General features: G+C 61.3%; 14 protein-coding genes. 2 read left to right on the top strand and 12 right to left on the bottom strand.

The window, feature by feature from the left end; genetic code table 11:
* The first annotated feature begins 129 nt into the window (after positions 1-129).
* Positions 130-1215 carry a glycerate kinase gene (locus tag ACLI1Q_RS08095; protein WP_239269988.1) on the top strand — a complete coding sequence of 362 codons (1086 nt, stop codon included), beginning with the start codon at positions 130-132 and terminating at the stop codon, positions 1213-1215.
* Here the strand turns inward: ACLI1Q_RS08095 and ACLI1Q_RS08100 are convergent.
* Positions 1212-1610, bottom strand: a complete 399-nt coding sequence (locus ACLI1Q_RS08100; RefSeq protein ID WP_239269987.1) for a hypothetical protein — start codon at positions 1608-1610, stop codon at positions 1212-1214. The genes ACLI1Q_RS08095 and ACLI1Q_RS08100 overlap by 4 nt on opposite strands.
* A gap of 36 nt (positions 1611-1646) precedes the next feature.
* Here ACLI1Q_RS08100 and ACLI1Q_RS08105 point away from each other — a divergent pair, with 36 nt between their 5' ends.
* Entirely contained in the window at positions 1647-2849 is a 1203-nt protein-coding gene (locus tag ACLI1Q_RS08105) for an amidohydrolase (RefSeq protein WP_239269986.1), read from the top strand.
* Positions 2850-2931: 82 nt separating this feature from the next.
* Here the strand turns inward: ACLI1Q_RS08105 and pyk are convergent, their stop codons facing one another.
* From pyk to ACLI1Q_RS08160, 11 genes are all read right to left on the bottom strand, one after another.
* Entirely contained in the window at positions 2932-4350 is a 1419-nt protein-coding gene (pyk, locus tag ACLI1Q_RS08110) for a pyruvate kinase (RefSeq protein ID WP_175279200.1), read from the bottom strand.
* A gap of 121 nt (positions 4351-4471) precedes the next feature.
* Positions 4472-5443, bottom strand: coding sequence for a prolipoprotein diacylglyceryl transferase (lgt, locus tag ACLI1Q_RS08115; RefSeq protein ID WP_239269985.1), 972 nt, complete (start codon positions 5441-5443; stop codon positions 4472-4474).
* 52 nt (positions 5444-5495) lie between these two features.
* Entirely contained in the window at positions 5496-6326 is an 831-nt protein-coding gene (locus ACLI1Q_RS08120) for an indole-3-glycerol phosphate synthase TrpC (protein WP_239269984.1), read from the bottom strand.
* An 86-nt stretch (positions 6327-6412) separates the two neighbouring features.
* Entirely contained in the window at positions 6413-7048 is a 636-nt protein-coding gene (locus tag ACLI1Q_RS08125) for a TIGR02234 family membrane protein (RefSeq protein ID WP_239269983.1), read from the bottom strand.
* Complete coding sequence (hisI, locus tag ACLI1Q_RS08130) at positions 7048-7410, bottom strand: phosphoribosyl-AMP cyclohydrolase (RefSeq protein WP_023022973.1); 363 nt, start codon at positions 7408-7410, stop codon at positions 7048-7050. The genes ACLI1Q_RS08125 and hisI overlap by 1 nt, the downstream gene beginning before the upstream one ends.
* Positions 7407-8177, bottom strand: coding sequence for an imidazole glycerol phosphate synthase subunit HisF (hisF, locus tag ACLI1Q_RS08135; RefSeq protein ID WP_411696951.1), 771 nt, complete (start codon positions 8175-8177; stop codon positions 7407-7409). The genes hisI and hisF overlap by 4 nt, the downstream gene beginning before the upstream one ends.
* Positions 8178-8209: 32 nt before the next feature.
* A complete protein-coding gene (locus ACLI1Q_RS08140; protein ID WP_239269981.1) occupies positions 8210-8980 on the bottom strand; it encodes an inositol monophosphatase family protein in 771 nt (256 codons plus the stop codon).
* A 3-nt stretch (positions 8981-8983) separates the two neighbouring features.
* Positions 8984-9772, bottom strand: a complete 789-nt coding sequence (gene priA / locus ACLI1Q_RS08145; RefSeq protein WP_239269980.1) for a bifunctional 1-(5-phosphoribosyl)-5-((5-phosphoribosylamino)methylideneamino)imidazole-4-carboxamide isomerase/phosphoribosylanthranilate isomerase PriA — start codon at positions 9770-9772, stop codon at positions 8984-8986.
* A 13-nt stretch (positions 9773-9785) separates the two neighbouring features.
* Complete coding sequence (gene hisH, locus ACLI1Q_RS08150) at positions 9786-10418, bottom strand: imidazole glycerol phosphate synthase subunit HisH (protein WP_239269979.1); 633 nt, start codon at positions 10416-10418, stop codon at positions 9786-9788.
* Positions 10419-10421: 3 nt separating this feature from the next.
* The gene (locus tag ACLI1Q_RS08155; RefSeq protein WP_284849578.1) at positions 10422-11672 is read right to left on the bottom strand and encodes an MFS transporter; all 1251 of its coding nucleotides are present in this window, start codon (positions 11670-11672) and stop codon (positions 10422-10424) included.
* Entirely contained in the window at positions 11669-11836 is a 168-nt protein-coding gene (locus tag ACLI1Q_RS08160; RefSeq protein WP_172596685.1) for a hypothetical protein, read from the bottom strand. Before ACLI1Q_RS08160 ends, ACLI1Q_RS08155 begins: the two co-directional genes overlap by 4 nt.
* Positions 11837-11838: the final 2 nt, after the last annotated feature.

Consider the following 11838-nt stretch of genomic DNA (forward strand, 5'->3'; position numbering starts at 1 on the left):
GTACAATTATTTCTCAGTCCCCCAATTACCCACGTTCACCTGCGACAATAAAGATAAATATTTTCTGTAGAGCGTTCGGATTCCTAGCAGAAAGCCGCAGTGCGGGTCGCGGGCTTTATAATCGCGGGCATGCATATTGTCGTCGCGCCTGACTCTTTTAAAGGTACCGCTTCTGCCACGGAAGCCGCAGCCGGAATCGCCAACGGAATTCGCCAGCACTACCCCACCGCCACCGTCACCACCTTGCCCATGGCCGATGGCGGCGAAGGCACCGCCCAGGTGTTGGCCCAGGCCGCCGCGGCGGGCGGGCAAGAAACCCAGACCATTACCCTTCCCACCACGGATGCGGTGGGGCGTTTGACCGAGGCGCAGTATTTCCTCGCTGGGCACACGGCCTTCATCGACGTCGCCGCCGCCACCGGGCTGCCCGCGGTCCGCGACGCGCTCGATCCCCTCCACGCGGATTCTTATGGCACGGGCGTGCTGCTTGCCGATGCCCAATCCCGCGGCGCCACCTCCATCGTGCTCGGCCTTGGTGGCACGGCCAGCATCGACGGTGGCATGGGCATCCTTGCGGCCCTCGGCGCCGCCGCCCACGATGCACGCGGCTATGCCCTGCCCAAGGGCGGCGCCCCATTGGTGCAGCTCGATTCCATCGATACCGCGCAATTAAATATCAAAGCGGGCATGGTTGATTTCACGCTCTTGGCCGATACCCGGGCTAAGGCTATGCAGGCAGCCACCATGTACGGACCTCAAAAAGGCGCAGAGGGCGAACAGATTGCCTTGCTTGCAGGCGCTCTCCTCCAATTGTGCAAGGTCACCGGCACGGATCCGGAGGCGGAATTTACCGGTGCGGCAGGCGGCATCCCCATCGGCCTTACCTGGCTTTCGCGCACCCTATGGGGCACCGATGAGCACGCCCGCGTCGTCTCTGGCGGGGCACATGTGGCCAAGGCCCTCGGACTCGCCGAGGCCATTTCTCAGGCTGACCTCGTCATCACCGGCGAAGGCGCATTTGACGAGCAATCCTTAACCGGCAAGGTCGTCGGCACCGTCGCGGACCTGGCGGCGGAGTCTTCTACCCCCGTCGGCATCGTTGCCGGGGCCATCAACCAGGACACCGAGCACGTCACCGCGGAGCTAGATCAAGAAGGTGGGATGCCGGAGCAGCTGGCTAGGGCTGCCCGGGACATCGTCAAGCAGCTGGGCTAAGGGCGAATCTCGACCGTCCACGGAAAGATGGCGGGGCGTTCATGCGCCAACTCATCCTCCAGCAGCACGTGATCCTTGGGCAATACGGCGTGCGGCGTGAGCAAACGCGACAGCACCATAGCCAGCTGGTTCACGGAGCCGGTTGCCCCCTCCACCGCGATGTTATAGCGATGGGCGTGGGCGCCTTCTAAATCGCGCTCTTCATGTTCATCACGGTAATTTTGCTGCAGCTGCTCCTCCAAGCCCTCAGGGAACTGGGGATCTGCCGGGCGAGTAACCTCGGCGGAGGTAAGCGATCCGCCCGCTACCAGCTTATCGGTGGCAGTGGTGAAAATTTCCTCCACGCGGTCCGCTTGCTCATCTGGAACCAATACATCGAATTGAATAGTCGGCATATAGCTGACCCTACCCTAACCAAAGGGATGAAAACTATGTCTTATTCCACAAACATCGCTTCCATGGTCCACTCTGCGGATACTGACCTGGCGTGGCAGCGGGATTTTTACGAAGATCTGCACCGCCACCCCGAGCTTTCCCACGAGGAGGAACGCACCGCGGCGCGCATCCGCGCCAAGTTAGCGGAGTTTGATTGCGAGGTAGAAGAAAACATTGGCGGGCATGGCATGGTCGCCATTTTCCGCAATGGCGATGGCCCCACCGCGCTCATGCGCGCCGATTTCGATGCCCTGCCGGTCAAGGAGGCCACCGGCGTGGCGTATTCCTCGACCAATGACTACATGCACGCCTGCGGGCACGATATGCACACCACGGCCCTACTCGGTGCCTGTGCGCTTCTCGATGCCTCCCGCGATACCTGGTCCGGCACCTTCCTCGCCCTGTTCCAGCCAGCGGAGGAATCATCCATGGGCGCGAAATACATGATCGCCGATAACCTTACCGAGCGCGTGCCGCGCCCCGATATTTGCTTAGGCCAACACATCATGCCTGGCCGCGCCGGCACCGTTCGCCATACCGCAGGCCCCATCATGGCCGGCTGCGATTCCCTGCGCATACGCATCTTTGGCAAGTCCGCCCACGCCTCCATGCCGCATAATTCCATCGACCCGACTTATACCGCGGCGATGATCGTTACCCGGCTCCAGGCCATCGTGGGCCGCGAGGTAGCCCCGCACGAATTTTTCGTCATCTCCGTGGGCGAGCTGCATTCCGGCGATAAAAACAACATCATCCCGGATTCCGCCGAGCTCGTGCTCAATACGCGCTTTTATGATCCAGCCCTGGCGGAAAAGGTCTACGCTTCCCTAGAGCGCATGGTGAAGGCAGAATGCATGGCCTCCGGCTGCGAGAAGGAGCCCACCTTCGAGTACTACGCGCACGGCGAGGTCACCGATAATGACGCCGCCGCGTATTCGCCCATCGACGAGGTCTTTGCGGCCACCTTCGGGGAAGCATCCGTTACGGCCTCGCCCTCGACCGCTTCCGAAGATTTTTGTTACCTGCCGCAGGCATGGGGCGTGCCGTACGTCTTTTGGCACGTAGGGTGCACCCCAGATGCCGAGTTGGCCGATCCCCCGGTCAATCACCAGGCCAACTTCCTGCCGGAGTATGAGCCGACGGTCAAGGCCTCCACCCAGGCCGCCCAAGCGGCGGTGCTGGCGTACCTGGGCGCTTAACCCCGGCTCATCTTGGCATAAAAATCCGCCGCGTCCCCCTTTGCTCAATGGAGTGTGGAGGCGCGGCGGATTTTTCAGTGCGCTAGTCCTTGATGGTCTCTCCCAAAATGTGGCACTGAATCATGTTGGTATTGCCGGAGATTCCCGGAGGGGTGCCTGCAACGACGACGACCAAGTCATTCTCGTCGTACTCGTCCAAGTCCAGCAGGTACTTATCGATGGCCTCCATCATCTCATCCGTGGACTTGACGTCGGGGCTCAAGAAGGTCTCTGCACCCCAGGTAAGCGCCAGCTGGGCGCGCACGTCCTGGTCCGGGGTAAATACCAGAAGCGGCAGGTCAGAGTGCAGGCGGGCGACGCGCTTTGCGGTATCACCGGAGGAGGTGAAGGCAACGATAGCCTTCGCGTTCAGGCGCTCTGCAATATCGCGGGCGGAATAGGACATCACGCCGCGCTTGGTGCGCGGGACGTGCGCCAGCGGCGGGACCTGGCCATCGGTCTCGGAGCGCTTGACGATGCGCGACATGGTCCGCACCACGTTGTGCGGATCCGCACCCACGGAGGTCTCGCCAGACAGCATCACCGCATCGGCACCGTCGAGCACGGCGTTGGCCACGTCGGACGCCTCCGCGCGGGTCGGGCGGGAGTTTTCGATCATGGAATCCAGCATCTGGGTGGCCACGATGACCGGCTTGGCGTTCTCGCGGGAAATCTGGATAGCACGCTTCTGGAAGAGTGGCACCTCTTCCAGCGGAACCTCAACGCCCAAGTCACCGCGGGCAATCATCACGGCGTCGAAGGCCAAGATGATGGACTCGAGGGCATCGACGGCCTCGGGCTTTTCCAGCTTAGCGATGACCGGCACGCGGCGACCTTCCTCGTCCATGATCTCGTGGACCTTGTCGACATCGGCAGGCGAACGCACGAAGGACAGTGCGATGTAGTCCACGCCGAGCTGCAGGGCAAAGCGCAGGTCTTCGATGTCCTTCTCAGACAGGGCCGGCACAGAAATGCTCATGCCGGGCAGGGAGACGCCCTTGTTATTGGATACGGGGCCGCCCTCGGTAACCTCGCACACCACGTCATTGCCGTCTACTTCCTTGCAGACGACGGCGACCTTGCCGTCATCGATAAGCAAGCGATCGCCGGGCTTCGCATCTTGTGCCAAGCCCTTGTAGGTGGTGGATACGCGGTCGTGGGTGCCTTCGACATCGTCCACGGTGATGCGGACGATCTCGCCGTTATCCCACTGCTCTTCGCCGTTCTTAAACCGGCCGAGACGGATCTTGGGGCCCTGAAGATCGGCCAGGATACCGACGTTCCGGCCGGTCTTTTCGGTGGCTTCGCGGACCCACTTGTAATTGGCCTCGTGGTCCGCATGCTCGCCGTGCGACATGTTGAGGCGCGCGACGTTCATGCCGTCTTCTACAAGGCGCAAAATTCCGTCCCCACTAGCTACCGCAGGGCCGAGAGTACAGACAATTTTGGTTCTTCTATCCAGCATTATTGGCCTATTCCATCGGGGAAATTGAACAACCCCCAACCTACTCCCTCGCGCGCCGACAGGCCACAATTTTTTGGCGCCTTAACTACGGCAATCGGACACGAACACACATAACCGGTCATTTCCGGCCGGTAGCAGTGCCCGAGGTGCCGTTAGCATGCGTGGCTGCCACGCGTTTCTCGTCACCCTCGCCGCCGTTTTCCGCCTGCTCGCGGTAGTAACGCGGGTCAACTTCCTCTGGCGTTTCGGGGCCCTTGCGCTGCCTGTCCAGCAAGAAAAAGACGATGAGACCTGCGATAAAGACAACGGCGGAGACGATGAGGTTTACGCGGACGCCGAAGATATGGGTGGCTTCGTCTGAACGCATGCCTTCGATGAAGAAGCGGCCCAGGGTGTAGCCCACGACGTAGAGGGCAAATACCCGGCCGCGCCCCAGCTTCCATGCCTTGTGCGCCCACAGAAGGAACAGGCACACCAGCACGTTCCAGATGAGCTCATATAAATACGTCGGGTGCACCGAAGCGATGACCTCGCCAGTAGAATGCCCGGAAACCGGCGCGTACTCCCCGGCCTCATCGACGCGGTAGTAAATATCCAGCGCCCACGGAACGTCGGTCGGCCGGCCGTAGAGCTCCTGATTAAACCAGTTTCCCAACCGGCCGATGCCCTGGGCAAGGATGAGGCCAGGCGCCACCGCGTCCGCGAACGGTGCAAGCGGAATCTTCTTGATTCGAAACATCACCCACAGCGCTACGGCGCTTAAGGCAACCGCACCCCAGATGCCAAGGCCGCCATTGGTGACCTTGAGGGCGTCGGCTGGGTTGCAGGTATCACAGAAGTACTTCTGATGATCCGTGATGACGTGATAGAGTCGGCCGCCCACGATACCGGCGGGGATGACGACGATGGTCGCATCCCACACCGTATCGGGATTGCCGCCCCGGGCCGTGTATCGCCGCAGCGTCATCCACATGCCCACGAGGATGCCGGCGATGATGCACAGCGCATACGCATGGATTGGAATGGAGCCAAGATGCCACACCACGCCCTGCGGCGGGGAGGGGATATTTGCAAGATTCTGAGTATGCACGTTGATAGTGTGCCTTATCGGCGTACCCTTGAGCTAGTTTGGGGTCACTTTCCTAGGAACTTTTACGCGACGGGCACGCCGGGTGCTGGCCCGCGGCCACCAGGGAGCGTGCCAAGGCGGTTGGATCCTGAGCCGCCATGACGGATTCACCGACCAATACCGCATCCGCCCCGCGGGAGGCATAGTGGAAGAGATTGCGGGCATTATTCACCCCACCCACGGCGATGCGCAGGAGGGATTCCGGCAGGCCCGGGGCAATATCATTGAAGGCCTCCCGGTTGATCTCATCGGAGGCAAGGGACCACGCATTGATCGCAATGACGCTGCTGCCGGCTTTGATGGCGCGGTTGACCTCCCCGCAGGTTCGCACCTCCACGATGGCGGTCATCCCTAATGATTCCGCCCGGTCCAAGAGGGCTTCCAATCGGGCTTGCTCTAAAAGCTCGACCTGCAGTGGGATCGCATCGGCGCCAAAACAGCGAGCCTCATGAATCTGGTACGGGTCCACGATAAGGTCGCGCGCCATCATCGGGATATCGATGGCAGCGCGCGCGGCCGCCATATCCTCAAGCGATCCGTTAAAGCGCCGCGTATCCGTCTGGCAGGCCATCAAATGCACGCCGCAGTCCTCAAAGGTGCGCGCCCATTCGGCCATCTGCTCGGCCGAGCCCACGTGGGCGATTTCCCCGGTATAAGGAACGGCGCGCTTCAGCTCCGTAATGACCGAACAACCTGGTTTTAAAAGCGCCGCGCGGGCATCGCGGGGAGGCTCCATGTCCCGGGAGCGCGCCTTGATATCTTGGAAGGAAACGCGTGCTTCGCGCGCGGCGACATCCTCTAGCACCCCAGCGACCAGGTGATCGACGGCTATGGGTGTGGGCATGAGCACCTCCCTCCAAGCGCGATTAAAATCACACTTAGATTAACGCTATTCGGGGCGTTTCCGGAAATTGTGCTGCGCGAACGGGGCTATTTACGGCCCACATCGGTCGGGTCGATATCGCTATCGAGCGCATCCCACATCACGCGGCCGGAATCGGATGAGGTCTCCAAATCTTCCGCCAGCTTTTCTTGGCGGGCGGCAGGGGTTTCGTATTTGCTCGACGCCTTGACCTTGTCCTTGCCCGGGTTCTGGGCCAAGAGTACGGCGCCGAAAAATGCCAGCGCGGCCCCGATAATGGCGACAATGGGGCCCAGCTTGGTGGCCTCCGTGGAAATGACGGTAGCCCAATCAGAAATTGCGGCAGAATCCACCGCGTTTTCATTTGCGGACGCGCCCTGCAATATTTTTTGCGCGCGCTCGGCATCAGCGCCGCTGGTCAGCAAACTAATAGGGCTCCACGCGGCGCCTGCCGCGGCGAGGGCGCACACAATGGCCACGATGCGCCGCCCTGTTCGGCGCAGCGCTAGGCCCGCGAGCACCCCGGCGAGGAGGACCAGCGTCAATGCCATCAGTTCTAGGGACCACGCGGAACCCACGATCTCATTGGTTGCCGAGCCCGATTTATCGTCCTCGCTTACCGCTTTTACCCAAGTGCTACGGGAAGAAAACCACAGCACCGCCGTGCCCACCGCAATAAAAAGCGGGCCAAGTCGCCTCGTCATTAGGAATCATCCCCTAAAAGAACTTTCGCATCGAAGCATGTCCGGTCACCGGTGTGGCACGCGGCGCCGCGCTGCCGCACGGTCAGCAAGATGGTATCGCCATCGCAATCAAGGCGCACACCGAGTACCTCCTGCGTATGTCCTGAGGTCTCGCCCTTAATCCAATACTCGCCGCGCGAGCGCGAAAAGTAGGTTCCCTTGCGCGTGGCCAGCGTGTGGGCAAGCGCATGGTCATCCATCCAGGCAAGCATCAGCACTTCGCCGGAATCGGCCTGGGCAATAGCTGGCACGAGCCCTTGCTCATTGCGCTTGAGTAGCGCAGCAATCTGTGGGTCTAGCTCATAGTCTGCGGGATTGCTCATCGGCGCACCTCGTTTCCGGCATCTGCCAAGACCTTTTTAACCTCGCCAATTTCTACCTCCCCAAAGTGGAAAATGCTGGCTGCTAGGACAGCATCGGCACCTGCTTCAACGGCGGGTGGAAAGTCCGCTGCTGCGCCCGCTCCGCCGGAGGCAATGACGGGAATATTCACCGTTTCCCGCACCGCGCGCAGAAGTTCGAGGTCGAATCCGGCCTTCGTGCCATCTGCATCCATGGAGTTTAAAAGGATCTCCCCCACACCCAGCTCGGCGCCAGTCCAGGCCCATTCCACTGCATCGATGCCAGCCGATGTCGTCCCGCCGTGTGTCGTAACTTCGAACCCCGACGGTGCGTGCGCCGCGTCGGTGCGCCGCGCGTCCACGGATAAGACGATACACTGCGAGCCAAAGACTTCCGCCAATTCGCGCAGCAGGCCGGGATTGCCTATCGCGGCGGTATTGACCGATACCTTATCCGCGCCGGTGCGCAGGAGCTCGCGGACATCGTCAACGCTGCGCACTCCCCCGCCCACGGTCAGCGGAATAAAGACTTGATCGGCGGTGCGGCGTACCACATCGAGCATGGTGGACCGGCCATGCTTGGACGCGGAGACATCGAGGAAAGTCAGTTCGTCTGCGCCCAATTCCTCATAGCGCGCGGCCAATTCCACTGGGTCTCCTGCATCGCGCAGGTGCGCAAAATTCACGCCCTTGACTACGCGGCCTTGATCCACATCAAGGCACGGGATTATGCGTACGGCTACAGCCATGCGGGGCTTACTCCTTCACAAGTCGGTCAGGGTTAATTTGAGTGGTGAGATAGGATTTCCAGGATTGTCTCGTGCACCTGCGGGGTACCAGAGACCATACCCCGCGACTGCACGGTCCACGGATTACCCTCCGGATCCGTGACGATGCCCCCGGCCGCCTTGATAAGGAGCGCTCCCGCCGCGTTATCCCACGGGTGCGGCGAGAAATTCACGGCACCGTCAAAGACGCCCTGGGCCACGAAGGCATTATCTAGTCCCACCGAGCCTGTGATGCGCGGGCGCAAGCCGGATTCTCGCAGTTCGTGGAATGCCGCAGTGGGAAGGTTGGAAAAACACCCCACGTGCCCACGGGCATCATCGAATTCTGGGGACTCTTCCCCGCCACCGAAACCGCCGGACGGCCCACCCACAGAGCGCAGCGGCGAGCCGTCGCTGGCCACCAAGCGCCTGCCCAAGAGGGGAAAATCTGAGATGGCCGCAACAGTCTGGCCCTCGTGGACCAAGGCCACCAAGATGCCGGCCATGGGATTGCCCGCGGAATAATTTGCGGTCCCATCGATCGGATCGACAACCCACACGGTGTCGTGGATACTACCGCCGGATTCTTCCCCGTACACCGGGATGCCGGTCATCTGCTGCAAGATATCGCGCAGCTGCTTTTCGATGGCCAAGTCCACCTCTGTGGCGAAATCGCCCCGGCTTTTAAAGTGGGCCGGCGGCGCCCCGATGCCGGACCGAAAGATGGGCTCGACCTGGTCAACGGCCGCCTCCGCGAAGGCCACCAACTCGCGCGGATCCATCATCGCTTACTCTTCCTCGGGGTCATAAGGATCGATGGGCACCTCTGCGGGCAGCGGATCTACCTCTGCCACCGCAGCTAGCGCCTCCTCCAGGCTGAAATTTCCCTCATACAGCGCCTTGCCGATGATCGCCGAATCGATGCCCTCATTTTGATACCGGGCCAGCTCGGTGAGATCCGCCAGGGAGGAAATGCCACCGGAGGCGGTCACCTTGGCATCGGTTGCCATTGCTACCTCGCGCAATAATTCCACATTGGGCCCGGTCAGCGTCCCGTCCTTGGACACGTCCGTAACCACGAAGCGCTGGCACCCTGCGGCATCGAGGCGCTCGAGCTCCTCCCAGAGATCCCCGCCGTCGGAGACCCAGCCGTTGCCCTTCGTGCGCCATTCACCATCTTCTAAGCGCACCGCCAAATCCACGGCGACCTTTTCGCCGTAGTGCCCAAGGATTTTTTCTATCCACTCTGGGTTTTCTAAGGCGGCGGTGCCAATATTGATGCGATTCGCGCCGGTAGCCAGCGCGCGCTCTACCCCGGCATCATCGCGAATGCCACCGGTCAGCTCGACATTAATGCCAAGTTCTTGGGTAATCCCCGCCATCTGCTCGTGGTTGGAACCGCGATTAAAGGCGGCATCGAGGTCAACAAAGTGCAGCCACTGGGCGCCCTGGCGCTGCCATTCAAGGGCTGCATCCCGCGGGGCGCCGTAGACCTTTTCGGTGCCGGCCTCTCCCTGATCCAAGCGCACGGCCTTGCCGCCGGCGACATCGACTGCGGGCAAAAGCGTAAAAGTCATGGTCTCATCCTACCTAGAGCGTGTGCATCCAGTTTTCCAATAGCTGCGCGCCCGCATCCCCGGATTTTTCGGGGTGGAATTGCGTGGCCCACAGCGCGCCATTTTCCACCGCCGCCACGAAAGAATCACCAGCGTGCGTGGACCAGCTCACCAGCGGCGGGCGGGTAATGACGGTTTCCAATTCCCAGCGGCGAACGCCGTAGGAATGCACGAAATAAAACCGCTCATCGGCGTTAAGCCCGGCAAACATGGCGCTGCCATCCGGCATCTCAACGGTATTCCAGCCCATATGCGGCAACACGTCGGACTGCAGGCGTTCGACCGTACCCGGCCATTCGCCGCAGCCTGTGGAGTGGATGCCGTGCTCAACGCCGGCATCGAAAAGCACCTGCATTCCCACACAAATACCCATGACCGGCCGCTCTCCTGCCAGGCGCTGGCCGATGACCCTCGGCCCATTCACGGCCTTCAGCCCTGCCATGCAGGCATCGAACGCGCCCACGCCGGGAACCAGCAGCCCGTCTGCCTCGAGGGCCTGATAAGGATCCGCCGTGACGGTGACCTCCGCCCCGACGCGCTCGAGGGCACGCTGGGCGGAGCGAATATTGCCCGCGCCGTAGTCCAATAACACCACAGATTTTGTCATGGGCTATACCTTACGCATTCGACGCAAACGGGTGCGGATATCGTTGGTCTCGCTCACGCGGGTCCGGCCCAAGATGAAGTCCGCCGTGGTGAGCAGCAAACCGGCGATGAGGATCGCAACCCCAGCTCCGAAGGCGCCGTCGTAGCCGTAGCCCGCCACCATGGCGCCGAGCAGGGTCGAGCCCAGACCGGTGCCGCTATCGTAGAAAATATTCCAAATGGCCGAGGCCTCCGAGACCCGCTCGCGGGGCAACCGGTCAAACATGGATAGCAAGGCCTCGTTTTGCGCGATACCGAAGGCACCGCCGAATAGAACCGCGCCGAGCACCAGCCACCAGATGGAGCTTTCCATAAATAGGGTGAGCGAAATCGTCCCGACGCCGATGATCGCCATGATCTGGCTCGGAATGTACAAGCTGCCTGGGGTCCCAGTGCGGTCTGCCACCACGCCGGCGAAGTACCGGAAGATCATCGCCGCGCCGCCCACGATGGACAGCATGATGCCGGCGAGGCTGGCACCCCTTGCGGCATCGAGCTCCTGCATCGCAGGGGACAAGAACGAGGAAATGGCACCGTAGCTCATAGAAAACGTGGTCAAGGCCAAGGCCGGGACCAGCACCAGCTTCCAGGTAGGAACACGGATGATATTGACTTCTTCATCGTTATCCTCGGCCAAGGTGACCTTGATCTTGGGAATGCGCAGACACATAGCAAAACCCAAGAAGCCGATCAGACCGGCGGTGATATAAGTAGAGGCGTATCCTAGCGAATCGGCCATGAACAGGCCGAGCGGCAAGAAGATCATCTGCCCCAAGCCTGTAAATACACCAATCATACCGGTGGCCTTGCCCAGCAGGCGCACCGGGGAGAGCTCTGCAATGAGCGCGGATTCGGACACGGTGAGGGCACCAAAGCCCACCCCGCGCAGGGCGGAAAATAGCAAGACGATCCAGGCGTCGGTGCCCAGCAGGTGGCCGAAGGCCGGCACACCCAAGGTAAACGCGGACAGCGCCATCACGCGCCTGTAGCCCCAGCGGCGCAATAGCCACGGCGATACGATCTGCGTGGCAACCGTAAAGGCCATGAAGATACCAGTGGATCCACCAGCCAGGGTCGCGGAACCGCCGGAGTCAATGACGGCAAGCGGCACCACGGGAAGCAGGATGGACCAGGCGCCAAAGGCGGCGGCGATGGCTACCATCGTCGGCGTATAGCCGGGGACCTTCCAAATATTGGTCTCTTGAGATTCGCTCATTTACTAAAGCCTCCAACCATCCAGGCAATGGCCGCGGCCGCGGTGATAACGGCTAAAAGCGCGGCGACGACCGTAAAAAACTTCGAGTCCTGCTGATACGCGGACCAGGCTCCTCCTACCAAGAGGCCTGCCACCAAAAACAGGATGAGGATCATAAACTGCACGG

It is taken from the genome of Corynebacterium limaceinasi, assembly GCF_046717465.1.
Classification (GTDB): Bacteria; Actinomycetota; Actinomycetes; order Mycobacteriales; family Mycobacteriaceae; genus Corynebacterium.

Coding starts and splice junctions, on each gene's coding strand:
- ACLI1Q_RS08095 (WP_239269988.1), top strand. CDS start 130: ATGCATATTGTCGTCGCGCCTGACTCTTTTAAAGGTACCGCTTCTGCC.
- ACLI1Q_RS08100 (WP_239269987.1), bottom strand. CDS start 1,610: ATGCCGACTATTCAATTCGATGTATTGGTTCCAGATGAGCAAGCGGAC.
- ACLI1Q_RS08105 (WP_239269986.1), top strand. CDS start 1,647: ATGTCTTATTCCACAAACATCGCTTCCATGGTCCACTCTGCGGATACT.
- ACLI1Q_RS08120 (WP_239269984.1), bottom strand. CDS start 6,326: ATGCCCACACCCATAGCCGTCGATCACCTGGTCGCTGGGGTGCTAGAG.
- ACLI1Q_RS08125 (WP_239269983.1), bottom strand. CDS start 7,048: ATGACGAGGCGACTTGGCCCGCTTTTTATTGCGGTGGGCACGGCGGTG.
- hisI (WP_023022973.1), bottom strand. CDS start 7,410: ATGAGCAATCCCGCAGACTATGAGCTAGACCCACAGATTGCTGCGCTA.
- hisF (WP_411696951.1), bottom strand. CDS start 8,177: ATGGCTGTAGCCGTACGCATAATCCCGTGCCTTGATGTGGATCAAGGC.
- ACLI1Q_RS08140 (WP_239269981.1), bottom strand. CDS start 8,980: ATGATGGATCCGCGCGAGTTGGTGGCCTTCGCGGAGGCGGCCGTTGAC.
- priA (WP_239269980.1), bottom strand. CDS start 9,772: ATGACTTTTACGCTTTTGCCCGCAGTCGATGTCGCCGGCGGCAAGGCC.
- hisH (WP_239269979.1), bottom strand. CDS start 10,418: ATGACAAAATCTGTGGTGTTATTGGACTACGGCGCGGGCAATATTCGC.
- ACLI1Q_RS08155 (WP_284849578.1), bottom strand. CDS start 11,672: ATGAGCGAATCTCAAGAGACCAATATTTGGAAGGTCCCCGGCTATACG.